Source organism: Hymenobacter puniceus (assembly GCF_014333525.1).
Taxonomy (GTDB): Bacteria; Bacteroidota; Bacteroidia; order Cytophagales; family Hymenobacteraceae; genus Hymenobacter.
This window is the reverse complement of record NZ_JACSCX010000001.1, coordinates 90,826-108,231: the sequence shown is the minus strand read 5'-3', so window position 1 is coordinate 108,231 and position 17,406 is coordinate 90,826. Positions and strand designations below refer to the sequence as shown.

Below are 17,406 nucleotides of genomic sequence, written 5' to 3'. Positions count from 1 at the left end.
CGGCCAGACCGGATACCTTTGTTGCAAATATACGTGATTCCGCCTTTCTCATGCTCCCGATTTCGCGCCTGGCTACTGTTGCTGTCTTCTTGTTGCTTACGGGGCTGACCGCCTGCCAGGGCCCCGCACCAGCCACTGATGCGCGCCGCGTTTTCCGCTACAACCAGCCCGAAAGCCTGACTTCGCTGGACCCGGCCTTCGCCCGCAACCAGGCCAACACCTGGGCCGTCACCCAGCTCTACAACGGCCTCGTGGCCCTCGACGACAGTTTGCGGCCCGGCCCATCGGTGGCGCGGCGCTACGAAATATCGCCCGACGGCAAAACCTACACGTTCTGGTTGCGGCCCGAAGTGCGTTTCCACGACGACGCGGTGTTTGCCGGCGGCAAAGGCCGGCGCGTCACGGCCCAGGATTTTGTGTACAGCTTCAAGCGGCTGCTCGACGGGCCCACGGCTAGTCCCGGCGGTTGGATATTTCGGGGCAAAGTGCTGGAAACCAGCGCCGGTGAGCCGTCGGATACGGCGTTTGTGGCCGCGAATGACTCCACGCTGCGCATTCATTTGCGGGAGCCGTTCATTCCGTTTCTGGGTATCCTGACGATGCCCTATGCCTACGTGGTGCCGCGCGAGGCCGTGCAGAAATACGGCAAGGATTTCCGGGAGCATCCAGTGGGAACGGGCCCATTTGTGTTCAAGCAGTGGGACGAGGGCAACGCCATCATCTACCACCGCAATCCTACGTATTGGAGAAAGGACGCTCAGGGCCAGCCGTTGCCGTACCTGGATGCCGTGCAGATCAGCTTCATTCAGGACCGCAAAACCGAGTTCCTGACCTTTATGCAGGGCAAGCTGGATTTTCTGAGCGGCATCCGCAGCGGCTCCCGTGACCTAATCATGTACCCCGACGGCACGGTGCGGGAGGATTTTCAGGGCAAATTTCAACTGCAGAAAGTGCCTTACCTCAACACCGAGTATCTGGGCATGCAACAGGACCCCGCCAACCTGCGCGGCGACAACGCCGAAACTGGCCGCGCCCTGCGCGACAAGCGCGTGCGCCAAGCCCTAAACTATGCTCTCAACAAGCCAGAGTTTCTAGCCTACTTCCTCAACAATGTGGGCAAGCCCGGCAACTCGGGCTTCGTGCCGGCCTCGCTGCCGTCGTTCAGCGCCACGCTGGTGCCCGGCTACACCTACCAGCCCGAGAAGGCGCGGGCCTTGCTGAAAGCTGCTGGCTACGGCCCTGGCAAGCCACTGAAGCTGCGCCTAAGCACCGTCGCCGAGACCAAGGAATACTGCGAGTACTACCAGAAAAAGTGGGCCGAAGTGGGCGTGCAGGTGGAAATCGACGTGAATCAGGGCGCGGCGCACGGCGAGCTGATCGACAACGGCCGCGCCGCCTTCTTCACTCGCAGCTGGCTCGGCGACTACCCCGACGCAGAAAACTACCTGGCTTTGTTCTACAGCAAGAACTTCGCACCTGCCGGGCCCAACAAAACCCACTTCAAAAGCCCCGCCTACGACCGCCTCTACGAGCAGGCCAAGCTGGAGCAGAACACCGAAAAGCGCTACGAGCTCTACCGCCAGATGGACCGCCTCATCGTAGAAGAATGCCCGGTAGTAGCCGTGTACTACGACGAAGTGGTGCGCCTTACCCAAAACAACGTGCGCGGCCTCACGCCCAACCCCATGAACCAGCTGGTGCTGGAGCGCGTGCGCAAGGAGTAGCCCGTTATCAGTGCGAGCATGTGGCGCATCAAGCCAGTGTTGGAGCAATTCTTCTCCGTGCTCAAAGTTCCTCTTAAGCAGAAAGCCCTCCTGCAGTAGATTACTAATCTGCTGCAGGAGGGCTTGTTAGTAGAAGCTCTTTTAGCTTAATGCTTAAAACGAGCAGGGAAAAAGCTCGGCGACGGTAGTCTGGGGGGTACGCACCAGGGGCGGGCGCAATGTGCCGGCCGGGGGGCGCAACTGCTGCCGCAGATGCTTGAAAAGCGGTGCTATAGCCGGTGCCTGACTGTCAAGAATGTAGCTGGCGCGCAGGGGCCGCTTGACGCCCTGGTCGCGCAGCAGGAAATAGGAGCCACCATCTATTGGGTATTCGGGGGCATAAAATCGAAACAGCGTGTCGGACAGCTTATCAATGTGTTGCCAGAGCCGCCGGGTGGTAGTGTCGGGCAGCACAAAAGCGTAAACGTCCCCGGACCCGTTGCAGTAAGACACGTGGCCGGTCCGGTAGAGCCGGGCTCTAAAGCCACTGCCCGCGTTTGCCCCGTAGCCAACTTCTTCGCCAATAGTTAGCCAGGCAGGTTGAACCCGCTTGGCTACAGGCGCGGCCGGTTTCCGCCGGCTCTGGCCCTGGCACCACATAGCAGGCAGCAGTAGGGCAAAAAGCGTAAGGGAGCGAAGTAGGCGCCGACTCATAACCCAGAGTAATAAAAAGGTCTTGTCCAGATTCGAAAAAACTCAGCGAACTGCTACTGATCCGCTGTGACGCCCAGGCCGTCGGTGATCTGCTTCTCGACGTAACGGAGCAGGTTGGTCAGTTCGGCGGGGGCGCCCGACTCGACAGATACAGCGGTGGCGGGGCCTTGGTCCTGCCGGATGCTGAGGCTGGTAGCGGGTAGGTCGGTGGCGCCGTCGGAGTAGGTTTTGGGCAGCTTGGCGAAGTTCATTTCGCGCGCCTGAAACAGGATGGTGTTCACCGTTGAGACGGAGATTTTGAACTCGCGCTTGCCTTCCAGCGGGGCATACTGCAGGCCTTCGTACTGCACGCGGCCATCAGCGTAAATGGAGGCAGTATAGTGCGGGCAACGGCCCAGGCAGGGCGTGCGGCTAAACACAATGACCGGCGCCATGTCCTTGGCTGCCGCCACTGGTGCAGCCTTTTTAGACTTGCGGGCTGGCTTAACGGCAGCAGCTTTTTTAACTGGCTTGGGAGCTTGCTGGGCCTGCGCGGCGCAGCCAGTGAGCAAAGCAGCCAGCAGGAGAGAGGGCAGGAAAGAGCGCATACGATAGGGAGTTGAGTTACGCGGCAAGTTCTAAAATCAGGCCGAAAAAAGAGCGGTCCTGCAAATAACCCTTTTGGGCTTTGCAGGACCACTTTCTATAGGTAGTAAGAGTGCGCCGGACGGGCTGGCCGCTGCTATTTGCGGCGGGTAGGCTTCTTGGCTTTAGGCTCCACAGTGGCTGAAGTGCCGGCATCGGCGTCGGAGTCAGCAGCAGTGCCGGGGCGGGCTGTGGAGGCGTCGCGCTCCTGGGCGGCACGCATGGCGTCCTGGAGGCGGGCCCCGAAGCCGGATGGCTTCTTGTCCTTGTTCTTCACTTTGTTGGCTTCCAGCTGCGCCCGGATTTTAGTGTCGTCCACGAAGCGGCGCGTGAGAGCCTGCTGGCCCAGCGTGGCGAGGTTAGATACCAGGTAGTACCAGGTCAGGCCCGAGGCGAAGCTGTTCAGCACGAACATGAACACCACCGGCATCAGGTAGCTGTAGAACTTCATCGGGCCCTGCATGGCGGCCGGGTTCATCTGGTTGCTCTGCCACGTCATGAGCAGCGTGGAAAGCGTCATCAGCACCGTGAACAAACTGATGTGGTGGCCCAGGAACGGCACCTCAAACGGCAGCTTGATCAGGTCGTCGTAGGTGCTCAAGTCCTTGGCCCACAGAAAATGCTCCTGCCGCAGCTCGATGGCGTTGGGGAAAAACTGGAACATAGCAAACAGAATCGGCAGCGTGAGCAGCGTGGGTACGCAGCCGCTGAGCGGGCTCACCCCAAAGCTGGAGTACAGCTTCATGGTTTCCTGCTGCACCTTCATCTGGTCGTCGCCGGCCTTCTCCTTGATGGCGTCGATTTCCGGCTTCAGCACCTTCATCTTGGCCTGCGACTCATACGTTTTGTAGGTCAAAGGCCACGTCACGAGCTTGATCAGCACCACGAGCAGCGCAATGATGATGCCGTAGGAGCTGATGAATTTCTCGAGCGTGTGGAACACGGGCAGCACCACGAATTGATTCACCCAGCGGAACAAGCCCCAGCCCAGGTACACGTTGCGGTCAAAGCCGGGCGTTACGTCCTGTAGGATGGGCAGCGAGTTGGGCCCGAAGTAGTAACGGAAGCTGGCTTTGCCCTGCTGCGCGTCGGCGGCCGGAATGCTGAGCGTGGTGCTCAGAGTTTTGATGAACGTGGTGTCGGCCAGATCTACCGTGGAGTTGAACTTGGCGTTCGAGAAGCTGGAGTTGGCAATGATGCCAGCCACGAAGAAGTCGTGCTTGTGGGCGGCCCACTTCAGCGGCTCCGTGATGTCCAGTTCCTCCGGCTTTTCCGAGGCTTCAGTCAGGGCACCGTGCTCATCGTCCACGAGGTAGTGGTTGATGGTGGTGTGGTTGCGGTTCTGCTTTACGTCCTGCTCGGTCTGGCGCACGCGGTCCACGAACGTGAACGTGAGCGGCTCCTGCGACATCACCTGCTGCAAGCCCGTGAACCGCAGGTCGTAGGCCATTTCGTAGGAGTTGTCGAACAGCGTGTACACCTGCTCGATCTGGCCGCCGGCCACGCTGGCCACGAAGCTCAGGCGCTGGCCTTTCTTGTCGCCTTCGGCAAACGGCTGCGCGGCAGTCGGCTGGAAGTAGAGGTCGGAGAGACGTACGTTCTGGCCCGTGGTAGTGCGGAACTTGGTATCAATCTGAGCGCTCTGGGCGTCAATCAAATCCAGCGGCTTACCGAAGAACGTCTTGTACTTATTCAGGCGCACGGCTTCCACGCGGCCACCCTTCGAGGAGAACGTCACGGAGAGGTTGCCGTTCTGGAGCTGGGTCTGCTGGGCGGTGCCCATGGCCGCGCCGGCAAAAGCGCCCAATGTGCGGGCCGCAGCAGCCGAATCCAGCGGAGCTGCCGGGGCGGTGGCGGCAGCCGGCGTGCCAGGTGTAGTGGCGGCCGCGGCGGTAGTAGGCTTGTCAGCGGGTACTTCCTTCGGGGTTTCAGGCCGGAAGAAATACAGGTAGACAAGGAGCAAGGCCGCTATCAAAAACAGGCCGGTTGCTGAATTTCTGTCCATTCAGGTAAAAATGAGGGCAAAAAGAGGAATGCGTGAAAGGGCGCCGCCCGCAAAAATCCGGCAACGCCGCCGCAAAGGTCGGACTTGTCAGGTTAATATTTGTTGGTCGGCATTTTTGGCAGCACATTAAATGCAAATCGCCTGTCATCCTGAGCGGAGCGAAGGACCTGATCAGGTTAGAACGAGCAGTTGTTACGCTTGCCGTTCCAACCTGATCAGGTCCTTCGCTCCGCTCAGGATGACAGGCGGACTTGTTTCGCTGACTACCCTTTCCGATACTGAATAGCGGCCTTCACGAAGCGCACAAACAGCGGATGCGGGTTCTGAACGGTGCTTTTCAGCTCGGGGTGAAACTGCCCGGCTACAAACCACGGGTGGCTACCAGCCAGCTCCACCACTTCCACCAGGCCGGTGTCGGGGTTGAGGCCCGACGGAATCATGCCGGCGGCTTCGTACTGCTTGAGGTAGGCGTTGTTGAACTCGTAGCGGTGGCGGTGCCGCTCGCTGATATGGTTGCGGCCGTAGGCTTTGGCAGCTTTGGAGTTGCGGCGCAACTCGCAGTCATAGGCGCCCAGGCGCATGGTGCCGCCTTTCAGGGTCACGTTTTTCTGCTCCTCCATCATGGCAATGACAGGGTGCGGCGTCTGCGCGTCCATCTCGGTCGAAGATGCGTCCTTCAGCCCTAATACATTACGGCCGAATTCCACCACTGCTACCTGCATGCCCAAACAGATGCCGAAGAACGGGATGTTGTTTTCGCGCACGTACTTTACGGCCGCAATCTTGCCCTCGAAACCCCGCTCGCCGAAGCCCGGCGCTACCAGCACGCCATCTACGCCGTGCAGCTGCTGGGCCACGTTTTCGGCGCTGAGGTGGTCTGACTGGATGCTGCGCACGGTCACTTTGCACTCGTTTTGGGCGCCGGCGTGCACGAAGGCCTCGATGATGGATTTGTAAGCGTCGGGCAGCTCCACGTACTTGCCTACCAGTGCGATGGTCACTTCTTCGGTGGGATTTTTCAGCCGGCCCAGAAACTCCTTCCACACGTCGAGGTCGGGAGTGGCCGCGCCGCCCTGCAGCTTCAGCTTCTTGATAACCCGCTCGTCGAGGTGCTCTTTCAGCATCAGCAGCGGCACCGAGTAGATGCTGTCAGCGTCGAGGCTTTCGATAACGGAGTTGATGTTGACGTTGCAGAACAGCGCGATTTTGCGGCGCATCTCGGCCGGAATCGGGTATTCGGAGCGACACACCAGAATGTCGGGCTGCAGGCCGGCGCTACGCAAATCGCGCACCGAGTGCTGGGTGGGCTTGGTTTTCAACTCGCCGGCCGCCTTCAGGTAGGGTAGCAGCGTGAGGTGAATCACGAGGGAGCTATTCTCAGGCAAGTCCCAGCGCAGCTGCCGCACCGATTCCACGAAGGGCAGGCTCTCGATATCGCCAATCGAGCCCCCGATTTCAGTAATCACCACGTCGAACTGCCCGGTCTGGCCCAGCAGCAGCATGCGCCGCTTGATTTCGTCGGTGATGTGCGGTACTACCTGCACCGTCTTGCCGAGGTAGGCGCCCTCGCGCTCCTTCGTGATGACGTGGTCGTAGATGCGGCCGGTGGTGACGTTGTTGGCCTGCGAAGTGGGCACGTTCAGAAACCGCTCGTAGTGGCCCAGGTCGAGGTCAGTTTCGGCGCCGTCGTCGGTGACATAACATTCGCCGTGCTCGTAGGGGTTGAGCGTACCGGGGTCGATGTTGATGTAGGGGTCGAACTTCTGGATGGTGACCCGGAAGCCGCGGGCCTGCAACAGCTTGGCCAGCGAGGCCGAGATGATGCCTTTGCCCAGCGAGGAAGTCACTCCACCGGTGACGAAAATGTACTTGGCCGTTGCAGCCGTGGGGGTAGGGGTTCGGTCTGGCATAACGGGAAACAAAGTTAGCAGATTCGACCGGGCCAGCGGGGTTGCAGGATGTTTATTTTGGGGTAACGGCAAAGACAAAAAGTATAAAACCACGGTCTTTGCACGCACTTGGCTGCGTCGAAGGAGTGCAAAGACTGTGTTCAGCCAGTCGGCAGGAAAAAGGTGGCCGGGCGGCAGCCGTTCTGCTGATTTCCGTGCGCATCTTGCGGGCCTATGTCCGTATCTGTATTTCGTTTGCTGGCCGGGCTGCTACTGCTGCCGCTTGGTGTTTTCGCTCAATCTGCTCCTTCAGTGCCTGCGCGCCGCCAAGCCAACCCAGCTTGGTTGGAGGCCTTGGTAATCACTTCGCCGGTGCTGCGCCAGCACCACGTAGGCGTGAGCTTGGCAGATGCTACCACGGGCGAGAAGCTGTATGAGTTGAATGCCGACAAATATTTCACGCCGGCCAGCGTGATGAAGCTGTTCAGCGTGTACGCCGGCCTGCACATGCTGTCGGATTCGGTGCCCGGCCTGCGCTACGTGGTGCGCAGTGACAGCCTGATTTTCTGGGGCACCGGCGACCCGACGCTGCTGCACGGCGACGTACCCAGCCGCCGCGTGCTCACATTTCTGCAAAGCCGCCCCGAAAAGCTGTTCTACGCCGCCATTCCCAGCGTAGCGCCCTACGGCCCCGGCTGGACCTGGGACGACTACAACTACTATTACCAGCCCGAGCGGGGCGCGTTTCCGGTGTACGGCCACACCGTGCGCTTCTACGGCACCGCTGGCCGCGCTATGCCGCGCATCTACCCCCGTTTCTTCGCCCCGCTCACGCAGGCTGCCCCAGCCGGCACGCCCAACCCCGACGACGACCATGTGCGCCGCATGGAGCTGGAAAACCGCTTCTCCGTATTCCCGGCCTCGAAAAACTGGGTAGACGAAACCCCATTTCGGACCAGTACGGCCTTGCTCCAGCAGCTGCTGCAGGACACGCTGCGCCGCCCCGTCGGGGTAGTGCCGTTCCAGGTGCTGCCGCAAGACAGTGTACGCGTGGTACACGGCCTGCCCGTGGATTCGCTGTACCGGCGTTTGCTGCGGGTGAGCGACAATTTTCTGGCCGAGCAGCTGCTGCTGCTGTGTTCCAGCCGCCTCGGCCCCGACTCGCTGAGTACGCGCCGGCCGATTCGGGTGATGCAGAAGCTGTTTCTGGCCGAACTGCCCGACACGCCCCGCTGGATAGACGGTTCCGGCCTCTCGCGCCTCAACCTCGTCACGCCTCGTACCATGACTGGCCTGCTGCTCAAGCTGCATCAGGAAGTGCCCGAAGCGCGTCTGCTGAGTTTGCTGGCGGCGGGCGGCGGCCAGGGCACATTGCGCCGCCGCTACCGCCCGGTGGCGGGCCGCCCGTGGCTGTGGGGCAAAACCGGCACGCTCACCAACAACCACAACCTGGTAGGCTACCTGCGCACGAAGTCCGGCCGGTTGGTGGCTTTTAGCTTCCTGAATAACAACATGCCCGGCGACGACGCCTCCGTGCGTGCCGAAATGGAGCGTATTCTGGGGCAGGTGCGGGAGCGGCTGTAAACGTTGAAATGCTATTCAGCTGCCGCCACTTTTGTCCATACAATTCGAGCCAGCTTCCAGCCGGGAGCAACAAAAATCCAGGTGGTGAGCGTGAGAATAAAAACGATGAGAGGCGCAAATAGCAGGTAGATAGCAATGCCTTGCAGTCCGTAGTAGTCCTGCTCATTTAATCGGGCCGGAACTACGCCCAACAGCGAAAAAATGCCTAACAGTAGTGAAAGAGGTAGATAGAACCCACCGGTGCCATATAAAAGGACAGTGAAAAGCTGGCGGGAAGTCAGGTTGCGAATCGACATGGAAAGGTGATTAATACAGCACCCGAAACTTAATCGTGTGCTCCACCTCGCGCAGAGCCTGGATGACTTCCGGCTCATACTGCTTGTCGATGTCGGTGATGACGTAGCCGATGTGCTCGTTGGTTTTCAGGTACTGGCCCAGGATGTTGACGTGGTGCGCGGCCAGTACGTTATTGATGCTCGCCAGCACGCCGGGCACGTTGTGGTGAATGTGAATCAGACGGTGGGCCTGCTGCTCGGGCAGCTGAATATTGGGGAAATTGACGCTCTGCTGGGTGTTGCCGGTGTTCACGTACTGCATAATCCGCTCGGGCACAAACTCGGCAATGTTGCGCTGGGCCTCGGCCGTGCTGCCCCCGATGTGGGGCGTGAGCAGTACGTTGGGCAGGCCGCGCAGCTCGCTTTCAAAGCTTTCCTGGTTGGTTTTGGGCTCGTACGGAAACACATCCACTGCGGCCCCGCCTAGGTGGCCCGAGCGGAGCACGGCGGCCAGCGCCGGCACGTCCACCACATGGCCGCGGGCGTTGTTGAGAAACAGCGCGCCGGGCTTCATGCGGGCAAACTCGTCGGCCCCAAACAGGTGGGTGTTTTCCTGTCGGCCGTCCACGTGCAGCGTCACGATGTCGGCCTGCTGCAGCAGTTCGTCGAGGGTGCGGCACTTCACGGCGTTGCCCAGCTGCAGCTTTTCGGCCACATCGTAGTAGAGCACCTGCATGCCGATGGCCTCGGCCACTACCGACAGCTGACTTCCGATGTTGCCGTAGCCCACGATGCCCAGCTTTTTGCCCCGGATTTCAAACGAACCGCCAGCCGATTTATCCCACTCGCCGCGGTGCATTTTGGGGTTCTTTTCGGGGATGCGGCGGGCCAGCATGATGATTTCGCCCAGGGCCAGCTCCACCACCGAGCGGGTGTTGCTGAACGGAGCGTTGAACACCGGCACGCCCTTCTGCATACAGCCCACCAGGTCAATCTGGTTGGTGCCGATGCAGAACGCGCCCACGGCCATCAGGCGGTTGGCGGCTTCCAGCACCTTGGCCGTCACCTGCGTTTTGCTGCGGATGCCCAGGATGCTCACGCCCTCGATGCGGGCGGCCAGCTCGTCTTCGTCGAGGCCGCCGGGCACGGTGTCTACCTGGTAGCCTTCCTGGCGGAACAGCGCGGCGGCGCGCGGGTCGGGGTTTTCGAGGAGCAGGACTTTGATGCGGTTCTTGGGGTAGGAGAGGGTCATCGGGAGCTTGTTCTGGTAGAGAAATTCGTCGAAACTGGGCAGCACTTCATCGGCGCGGGCCACCACGGCGTCGCGGGTTACGTTTTCGGTGAAGGCGTAGAACCGGTCGGCCAGGCCGGCTTCCCGGATCTGGTAGTCGGTGTAGCCGTCGCCGAGGGCGTAGACGGGGCCGTGCAAATCGAGCTGGCGCAGCTGCAGTATTTTGCCGCCGTCCTGGCTGAGCACGTTAGTGGTGTCGAAGCCCGTAATGCGGCCCTCGGCGTCGAAGATGAAGGTGTTGGCCAGCACGAATTCCGGGGTGATGCCGAACTCGGCCACCACCGGCTCAATAAATTCGCGGAAGCCGCTGCTCACAATGTACACCCGGCCCGGAAACTGCTCGAAGAAGCCCCGGTTGCGCCGGATGCTCTCCGACACCTTGCCCTTGAGCCGCTCCACTAACAGCGCAATATGCTCGCGCCGGGCCGGCAGCAGGGCCAGCCGCTCCCTGAGCGACTCCGAAAACTTCAGTTCCCCACTCATGCCCCGGTCGGTGAGGGCGCGGATGGCGGCCACCACTTCCTGGCGGTTGGGTTGGCCGGTAAGGGCAATATCAGCCAGCTCGTCCAGGCCTTCCACCTGGGTAAACGTGCTGTCGAAATCAATGATAAGGTACGGAAGCGGTGTGGTGCTATCAGGCATGATGGGGGCAAGGTAGGGGGCGGCGGGCAATGGGCCAATCACCGGAGCCGGGCCGTTCTACGAGTAGAACCCGAAAACCGCCGCCGCGTGCAACGTTTCCGCGGGCTATTGACTCATAAAAGCAATAAGGCCGCACGGGCAGCCAATAGTATTCCTGGACCCTATGAAACATTTAGTACTCGGTTTAGTGGGCGTATTCCTGGCTTCGGCCAGCTTTGCACAAAGCACAGAGTTTTCGCTGCATCTTACTTCTGGCTTGGGGGCTTTCCGGGGTCCGGGGGCCATCGAAAGCACTGCCATATTGGTGCCCGATGATGGCATGGATGACTATGTGTATCTCCGCACCACCCGGGATGTGCCTTACTCCGCCAGCGCATACGGCCGGAAAGCCGCGCTAACCTACGGCGGCGCGGCCCAGTTACAGCGTGTAACGAAGGGGAAAGCCATATGGGGCGTGCAGGCTGGTTACGAAATGCTGCGTAGCCGGGCGCGGGTATTTCTGGTGTTTGACCAGAGTGATGCCGGAGCAAGCGCTGATGGCAAGACGATTATAAACAGTCAGGCCGGAAATGTGCACCCGTTTGTGGGGTACCGGTTCCGGCACGCTCCACTAGCTTTCGACCTGACGGCAGGACCCGAAGTTGCGTTCCTGTTCCGGAGCCACGAGGACAGCCGGGCAAAGTCGGAGTACGGCACCACGTACACCACGAGCCTTGACCGGGCGCATCCGACCCACGACGTGCGGGCCCGGCTGAACTTAACAGCCTACTATCAGCGGGCTGGACTCTCAGTGGGGTATTCTTATGGCTTGACCAACTACCAACCCGCAATTGACGAGGTATATGATGATTTGCGCTACCAGATGCTGCGCGTAGGTTTGTCGTATCGGCTGACCGGCTCCTGATTTACAGCGCTTGCGTGGCCTCCCTATTCTTAAAGATTACGGCTTACGCCTCCTCATAAAACTCCAGCGGTAGTCCATCAGGGTCCTCGATGAAGGTGAAGCGGCGGCCTGTAAACTCGTCTACCCGAATGGGCTCCGAAATTATGCCGTGGGTGCTGAGGTGGCGCACGGTTGCCTCGATATTCGACACGGCAAAGGCCAGGTGGCGCAGGCCGGTGGCTTCGGGCTGGGTGAGGCGGCGGGGCGGATTGGGAAAAGAAAACAGCTCGATAATGTATTGCTCGCCCAAAGCTAGATCCAGCTTCCACGACTGTCGGGCCTCGCGGTACACTTCCCGGATGACGCGCAGCCCTAGTACCTCGGTGTAGAAGTGCTTGGAGCGGACATAGTTGGCCGCAATGATGGCAATATGGTGGACGTGAAGTAGGGGAAGCATAGGCGCAAAGTAAGAAGGTATGCGCGCCAGCCTCTTCTACGCTACGCGGTGCGCATCACACGCCGGAATCCATTCGTTGTTCTGACAGGCTGCGCAGATAGCAGTGCCGCCACGGGGCAGGTGCTGCACATGGCCACAACAGGAGCAGGCATGCTGGCCAGCCTCTTCTACGCGGCGGCGTTTCTGTTCTTTGTGTTCCGGCCAGATGGGCAGGCCGGGGCGCACATCCGCATCATCGAAGAAGTACACGCTCATCTCACCGGTGGCTTCAATGTACACGCGCCGCACCTGGCCCAGATGCTCGACTTGTTGCCGGCGCAGTTCCCCGAACAGCTCTTTCTGGTTGAGGCGCTGCTTGCCAAAGTTGGGCATGTTCACTTCGCCTTCCTCTACCAGCAACACCGGCGCGCCTTCCAGCCAATCTGAAAAGCGAGGCAGCCGCTCCGTGAGACGGTTGAACCCTACATACATAACGGCTACGGCAGCAAACACCACTCCTACATGCATCAGCGGCACATCGTCGTAGAACATGGCGTCGCCGGAGGCCGAGCCCAGAGCCAGCACGATGCTCAACTCAAACAACGATAATTGCTTGACTCCGCGCCGCCCCGTAACCCGTAGCACTGCGAGCGTGAAAGTGTAGGTAAGGATGCAGCGAAATGCTATTTCCAGTAAGAATAGAGGAGGCGCGTCTTCCGACCAGAAAATTCGGTGCCAGTCAAAAGGCTCGATGGGGACAGCTGAAAAAAGCATAAGCAGGCGAAGGCTATCGGGGAGATGCCCGGCAGCTATCAGTCCTAACGCAACTCGTATCTCAACAGTTAGGCTTTTGGCACTCAGGCAACAGGTGGGGGCTGCAGGGGTAGCATCAGATGCTGCGTGGTGACGCCGAAGCCCTGCGCCTGCCAGAACCGTAGCGCCGTCTGATTTTGCACGGCTACCTGCAGCTCCAGATGGTCGGCACCTTGCGAAATCAGCCACGACTTGGCAGCCGCCACCAGCGCCCGCCCGATGCCCTGCCCCCGGTGCTCTGCCGCCACAATGGTTTCGGCAATGTAGCCGCGCCGGAAATAATGCATGCCGCTACTGCCCGTCTGGTAGGTAGCCAAGAGTAAGCCCACCACCTTGTGGGTATCGGTGTCGGCTACAAAAATACGGGTGTGTGGTTCCTGTATCCGGCCCCGCAAGCCTTGCTTCAACCGGAATGCTGCGGCTGTGTGATACCCGAAAATGGGGTGGTAGGCCTGGTGTTGGTCCATGAGCTGGCACCAGAGTGAAAACAGCGAGTCGAGGTCGGCGGGCGTAGCGAGACGAATGTGCATGAAGAAAGCAGAACAACGGCTTGCAGCGAGGGCCTGAAAAATCAGCCCGGCCATAAGCACCAGAAGAACGAGTTTACGGTATCGGGCCTATAAACCAACTATCCGGCGAATGTTTCCTGTTCAGGTTGTGCAATCAGTGGAAGCTACTCGCCAGACCTGAAAGGCGGCGCCGGCAGGCCCTGCTTGTTGAAAAGCGTGGCGGGCCGGCTGTTGCCCCAGGCATAGCGCACGGCTACCGGGTTGGGCACACTTGCGGCCCGTAGCACCACACTAGTGCCCTGTACTTCGGCTGTGGCCCACACGAAACGCCGGTCGGGGCCGGCAATGGCGAAGCTGCTGCGGCCCGCTCCTGCGGTGGCAGCTGGTTTCAATACCAGCCCGCTACCGGCGTTGTTAAAGCGTACGGTCAGGTTGTTGCGGCCCGGCATGACGCCCGCCACAGTAGGACCTGACGCTACCAGGGTGGTTTCGCCATAGGTCAGCCGCCGGGCGGCCAGCGCCAGCCGCCGGCCAACGTCGCGCTTGTTGAGGGGGTGAATGTCGTTGATGTCGCCTAAATCCAGGGCAACGGCCATGGCCGTGCGCGGCACCGTGCGGCTTACATAGCGCTGGGCCTCACGTAGCTCGGCCCAGGCCGAGGTAGCGGGGCCGGCCGGATCGGGCTGGTAGGCGGCCAGTTGCACAAACAGAAATGGCAAGTCTGGCTGCTGCCAGCGCTGGCGCCAGTCCTGAATCAGGGCCGGAAACAGTGTGCGGTACTGCGTGGCGCGGTCGGCGTTGCTTTCCCCCTGATACCAGATAACGCCGCGTAGCGCAAACGGCAGCAACGGCGCAATCATGCCGTTGAAGAGGGCGGTGGGCGCATTGTTGGGGCCGCCAGCCAGCGGGTTGGCAGGCCGGGAAGTGGGGTCCTGGCCGAGCTGGTAGTGCCAAGCGCCTGCCAGCGGCACCGTGCGGCCGCCCACCACCGCCGACATATCCGCGGGCTGGCCCCAGAGGCCACCGCCGCCGCCGTGGTCGGTGACGCGCACCGCCAGCACGTTGCGGCCGGGGCGCACCAGTTCGGCCGGCACCGTGTAGCGCCGCAGCTTGTCGTAGCCGTGCGTGCCCCCGATGGCTACACCGTTGAAAAAAGTGCTGTCCTCATCATCGACTTTGGCCAGCGTGAGCGTGAGCGGCTGGCCAGCGGCGGTGGCGGGCAGCGTCAGGTCGCGCCGCAGCCAGATAATGCCGTCGAAGTCGCGCAGGGCGGGCACCACGTTTTCCCAGTAGTTGGGCAGCGGCATGGTAGGCCAGTCGGTGATGGCAAGGGCGGGGGCAGCCCAGGATAGCTGGCCGGGCAGCAGGCCCTGGTCCTGGCCGGCGGGGCTTTGCTGCCAGGCATTCAGGCGGGCCAGATATGCAGCTTCCTGCTCGGCAAACGAGCTGTTCTGCTGTTGCAGCGCCGCCACCGAAGCCCGAAAGTCGGGGAGCTGCTGCAGGGCTTCGGCGCTAACCCAGGCCTCGGCCACGGTCCCGCCCCAGTCGGCCGCAATCAAGCCCACGGGCACGTTGTAGCGCTGCAGCAGGTCGCGCCCGAAGTAGTAGGCCACCGCCGAAAACTCGGCGGCCGACTCAGGGGTGCAGGGCTGCCACTCGCCGCCGGCCAGCTCGGTTTGCGGGCGAAGCTCGGCGCGGTTGGGCACCGCAAACAGCCGCAGATTGGGGAAGCGGGCGGCGGCCGTGGCGGCGGGGCCGTTGGCGGCGTTGCGTAGCGTCCACTCCATATTCGACTGCCCCGAGGCCAGCCAGACGTCGCCCACCAGTACATCGGTGAGGCGCAGGGTGTTGGAGGCCTGCACGGTCAGCTCGAACGGCCCGCCCGCCGCCTGCGCGGGCAGCGTGACGCTCCAGCGGCCATCGGAGCCGGCAGTAGCCTGGGCCTGTGTTGTCCGGAACGCTACGCGCACCACTTCGCCCGGCTCGGCCCAGCCCCAGAGCGGCAGCGGCACGTTGCGCTGCAGCACCATGTGCGAACCCACCAGCCGCGGCAGCCGCACCGCCGCCTGAGTTGACAGCGCCAGGAGCGTCAATAAAGCGGAAAAAAGCAGTGGAAACGGACGAAAAGACATGATAATCGCTAAAAGAAATGAACACAAAACCGGTTTCGATTTTAAAGGCGTCCGGCTGGTTGCCGCGTGCTGAAGGAAGAGCGTGGCTGTTGCGGAGGTGCTTTGTGCCAGCCGTTTTCAGTCCGGATTTGTACGCACGGCCTGCACGGAAACCGGTCGTACGCCTTCAAAGTCGGACTGGAGAGCTGCAGAACAAAACGCTCCGGGCCGGCAGCTTTTATAAGCCACCAACCCGGAGCGCATACGCTAAAAAAATGCGAGAGGTGTTACGCCGCCTCCTGGGTTTTGTGGCCCGAGATGCCGTACCACAGGATGTAGGCGTAGCACAGCACGGGCAGGATAAAGGCCCAGCGCAGCGTGCTGGCATCGGCTACCAGCCCGAACAGCAGGGGCACCACAGCGCCGCCCACAATGGCTACGTTCAGCAGCCCGGAGGCTTCCTCGGTGTGGCGGCCCAGGCCGGCCACGGCCAGCGTGAAGATGGTAGCAAACATGATAGAGTTCATCAAGCCCACGAGCAGCAAACTCCACATGGCAATTTCGCCGGTGGTGCTCACCGAAATCAGCACCAGCAGCACGGCCCCCAAAGCATTGAAGGCCAGCAGGCGGCCGGGGTTGAACTTGTTGAGCAGATAGGCACCCAGGAAGCGGCCCACCATGGCGCCACCCCAATAATACGTCACCATATCACCAGCCGATTTGGGGGGCAGGCCCATCACGTCGGGCAGGTGCAGGTAGCTCACGATGTGCGAGCCGATGGCCACTTCGCCACCCACGTAGGCGAAAATGCCCACCATGCCTAGCACCAAGTGGCGGTAGTGCCAGGCGCGGCGGCCAGGTACGTCCTCCGTTTGGGCGTGCTTGATAACCGGTAGTTTGAGCAGGAACAGCAGCGCACTAATCACAAGCAATACTCCGCCAATGGCCAGATACGGCATCTGCACGGCGCGCACATCAATAGCGGCGGCAGAGGTGGCCGTATCAAGATCGGGCAGGTTGGACAGGATGAGAGCCGAGCCCAGCAAGGGCGCAATGGTAGTGCCCAGCGAGTTGAAGGCCTGCGTGAGCGTGAGGCGGGCCGGGGCTGATTTAGCCGGGCCCAGAATGGCCACATAGGGGTTGCCGGCTACCTGCAGCAGCACCACGCCCGTCGCCAGCACAAACAGCGCACCCAGAAACAGGCCGTAGGAGCGGCTTTCGGCGGCGGGGTAAAACAGGAAAGCACCGATGGCAGCCACCACAAAGCCCAGCAGCATGCCACCCTTGTAGCCCAGCCGTTCCACGGCCTTGCCCGCCGGAATGCCCATCACGAAGTAGGCCCCGAAAAAGCACAGGTTAATGAAGTTGGCCTGCGTGTAGGACAGGTTGAAAATGGCCTTCAGATACGGAATCAGGATGTCGTTCAGGCAGGTAATAAACCCCATCATGAAAAACAGCACGGTGAGCGAGGCCAGCGCCGAGGTATAGCGCGGGGCTTCCTGGCCGGGCGGCGTGTCGGTGGGGGTAGGAAAGGAGGAAGTGATGGGAGCAGCCATAGAAAAACCGGGGAGAGTGGGTGCCGATAGGTGCGAAAACAGCAGTGGAAAGAATAAGCGGGGGAAAAATAGGCAATCCTACGCTACCACTGCAAAAAACCACCCACCGGCTCCTGCCTGTGCCCCGATGGCAGCCGGCCGTTTGTTCAGAAACCCCGCCAGCAAAACGGCCCGTCGCCTCCGGGGAGGCAGCAGGCCGTTAGCCGAATTGGAAGGATAGGATTACCGGCGTTGCTGTTGTCGGAATGCTGCAGTAGCAGCCGGGCTGGCAGAGGTCAGTAGCGCGAACTTTGTAGTTCGCGCTACTGCGCCGTTCGGATGGGTGCAACGGCGCGGAGACGCGAACTACAAAGTTCGCGCTACTGGCATCT

General features: G+C 61.1%; 14 protein-coding genes. 3 read left to right on the top strand and 11 right to left on the bottom strand.

Annotated elements, in window-relative coordinates; genetic code table 11:
* The first annotated feature begins 50 nt into the window (after positions 1-50).
* Positions 51-1,724, top strand: coding sequence for an ABC transporter substrate-binding protein (locus tag H8B14_RS00450; protein ID WP_187313674.1), 1,674 nt, complete (start codon positions 51-53; stop codon positions 1,722-1,724).
* A 153-nt stretch (positions 1,725-1,877) separates the two neighbouring features.
* On the opposite strand, the gene H8B14_RS00445 is transcribed toward H8B14_RS00450, so the two are convergent.
* The 4 genes from H8B14_RS00445 to H8B14_RS00430 all read right to left on the bottom strand — a co-directional run bounded on the left by H8B14_RS00445 (position 1,878) and on the right by H8B14_RS00430 (position 6,956).
* Complete coding sequence (locus H8B14_RS00445; RefSeq protein WP_187313673.1) at positions 1,878-2,417, bottom strand: hypothetical protein; 540 nt, start codon at positions 2,415-2,417, stop codon at positions 1,878-1,880.
* Between the two features lie 53 nt (positions 2,418-2,470).
* Positions 2,471-3,004 carry a DUF6438 domain-containing protein gene (locus H8B14_RS00440; protein WP_187313672.1) on the bottom strand — a complete coding sequence of 178 codons (534 nt, stop codon included), beginning with the start codon at positions 3,002-3,004 and terminating at the stop codon, positions 2,471-2,473.
* A 134-nt stretch (positions 3,005-3,138) separates the two neighbouring features.
* Positions 3,139-5,046 carry a membrane protein insertase YidC gene (yidC, locus tag H8B14_RS00435; RefSeq protein WP_187313671.1) on the bottom strand — a complete coding sequence of 636 codons (1,908 nt, stop codon included), beginning with the start codon at positions 5,044-5,046 and terminating at the stop codon, positions 3,139-3,141.
* A 263-nt stretch (positions 5,047-5,309) separates the two neighbouring features.
* The gene (locus H8B14_RS00430; protein ID WP_187313670.1) at positions 5,310-6,956 is read right to left on the bottom strand and encodes a CTP synthase; all 1,647 of its coding nucleotides are present in this window, start codon (positions 6,954-6,956) and stop codon (positions 5,310-5,312) included.
* A 213-nt stretch (positions 6,957-7,169) separates the two neighbouring features.
* Between H8B14_RS00430 and H8B14_RS00425 the strand changes: the two genes are divergently transcribed.
* Positions 7,170-8,519, top strand: a complete 1,350-nt coding sequence (locus H8B14_RS00425; protein WP_187313669.1) for a D-alanyl-D-alanine carboxypeptidase/D-alanyl-D-alanine-endopeptidase — start codon at positions 7,170-7,172, stop codon at positions 8,517-8,519.
* An 11-nt stretch (positions 8,520-8,530) separates the two neighbouring features.
* On the opposite strand, the gene H8B14_RS00420 is transcribed toward H8B14_RS00425, so the two are convergent.
* Together H8B14_RS00420 and serA are read right to left on the bottom strand one after the other, a co-directional pair.
* Positions 8,531-8,815, bottom strand: a complete 285-nt coding sequence (locus H8B14_RS00420) for a hypothetical protein (RefSeq protein ID WP_187313668.1) — start codon at positions 8,813-8,815, stop codon at positions 8,531-8,533.
* Between the two features lie 10 nt (positions 8,816-8,825).
* Entirely contained in the window at positions 8,826-10,727 is a 1,902-nt protein-coding gene (gene serA / locus H8B14_RS00415) for a phosphoglycerate dehydrogenase (protein WP_187313667.1), read from the bottom strand.
* A 163-nt stretch (positions 10,728-10,890) separates the two neighbouring features.
* On the opposite strand from serA, the gene H8B14_RS00410 reads away from it, so the two are divergent.
* Complete coding sequence (locus H8B14_RS00410; RefSeq protein ID WP_187313666.1) at positions 10,891-11,631, top strand: hypothetical protein; 741 nt, start codon at positions 10,891-10,893, stop codon at positions 11,629-11,631.
* A gap of 43 nt (positions 11,632-11,674) precedes the next feature.
* Here H8B14_RS00410 and gloA2 read toward each other — a convergent pair whose 3' ends face one another.
* The 5 genes from gloA2 to H8B14_RS00385 form a co-directional block, all read right to left on the bottom strand.
* Positions 11,675-12,067, bottom strand: coding sequence for an SMU1112c/YaeR family gloxylase I-like metalloprotein (gene gloA2, locus H8B14_RS00405; protein ID WP_187313665.1), 393 nt, complete (start codon positions 12,065-12,067; stop codon positions 11,675-11,677).
* 36 nt (positions 12,068-12,103) lie between these two features.
* The gene (locus tag H8B14_RS00400; protein ID WP_187313664.1) at positions 12,104-12,820 is read right to left on the bottom strand and encodes a DUF421 domain-containing protein; all 717 of its coding nucleotides are present in this window, start codon (positions 12,818-12,820) and stop codon (positions 12,104-12,106) included.
* Between the two features lie 83 nt (positions 12,821-12,903).
* Entirely contained in the window at positions 12,904-13,389 is a 486-nt protein-coding gene (locus H8B14_RS00395) for a GNAT family N-acetyltransferase (RefSeq protein ID WP_187313663.1), read from the bottom strand.
* A gap of 143 nt (positions 13,390-13,532) precedes the next feature.
* A complete protein-coding gene (locus H8B14_RS00390; protein WP_187313662.1) occupies positions 13,533-15,500 on the bottom strand; it encodes a sialate O-acetylesterase in 1,968 nt (655 codons plus the stop codon).
* Positions 15,501-15,766: 266 nt separating this feature from the next.
* On the bottom strand, positions 15,767-17,035 hold the full coding sequence (locus H8B14_RS00385; RefSeq protein ID WP_187313661.1) for a sugar MFS transporter: 1,269 nt from the start codon (positions 17,033-17,035) through the stop codon (positions 15,767-15,769).
* Positions 17,036-17,406 lie beyond the last annotated feature (371 nt).

What these genes read in the sequence shown, in the direction of transcription:
- H8B14_RS00450 (WP_187313674.1), top strand. Translation starts at nt 51, where the DNA reads ATGCTCCCGATTTCGCGCCTGGCTACTGTTGCTGTCTTCTTGTTGCTT.
- H8B14_RS00445 (WP_187313673.1), bottom strand. Translation starts at nt 2,417, where the DNA reads ATGAGTCGGCGCCTACTTCGCTCCCTTACGCTTTTTGCCCTACTGCTG.
- H8B14_RS00440 (WP_187313672.1), bottom strand. Translation starts at nt 3,004, where the DNA reads ATGCGCTCTTTCCTGCCCTCTCTCCTGCTGGCTGCTTTGCTCACTGGC.
- yidC (WP_187313671.1), bottom strand. Translation starts at nt 5,046, where the DNA reads ATGGACAGAAATTCAGCAACCGGCCTGTTTTTGATAGCGGCCTTGCTC.
- H8B14_RS00430 (WP_187313670.1), bottom strand. Translation starts at nt 6,956, where the DNA reads ATGCCAGACCGAACCCCTACCCCCACGGCTGCAACGGCCAAGTACATT.
- H8B14_RS00425 (WP_187313669.1), top strand. Translation starts at nt 7,170, where the DNA reads ATGTCCGTATCTGTATTTCGTTTGCTGGCCGGGCTGCTACTGCTGCCG.
- H8B14_RS00420 (WP_187313668.1), bottom strand. Translation starts at nt 8,815, where the DNA reads ATGTCGATTCGCAACCTGACTTCCCGCCAGCTTTTCACTGTCCTTTTA.
- serA (WP_187313667.1), bottom strand. Translation starts at nt 10,727, where the DNA reads ATGCCTGATAGCACCACACCGCTTCCGTACCTTATCATTGATTTCGAC.
- H8B14_RS00410 (WP_187313666.1), top strand. Translation starts at nt 10,891, where the DNA reads ATGAAACATTTAGTACTCGGTTTAGTGGGCGTATTCCTGGCTTCGGCC.
- gloA2 (WP_187313665.1), bottom strand. Translation starts at nt 12,067, where the DNA reads ATGCTTCCCCTACTTCACGTCCACCATATTGCCATCATTGCGGCCAAC.
- H8B14_RS00400 (WP_187313664.1), bottom strand. Translation starts at nt 12,820, where the DNA reads ATGCTTTTTTCAGCTGTCCCCATCGAGCCTTTTGACTGGCACCGAATT.
- H8B14_RS00395 (WP_187313663.1), bottom strand. Translation starts at nt 13,389, where the DNA reads ATGCACATTCGTCTCGCTACGCCCGCCGACCTCGACTCGCTGTTTTCA.
- H8B14_RS00390 (WP_187313662.1), bottom strand. Translation starts at nt 15,500, where the DNA reads ATGTCTTTTCGTCCGTTTCCACTGCTTTTTTCCGCTTTATTGACGCTC.
- H8B14_RS00385 (WP_187313661.1), bottom strand. Translation starts at nt 17,035, where the DNA reads ATGGCTGCTCCCATCACTTCCTCCTTTCCTACCCCCACCGACACGCCG.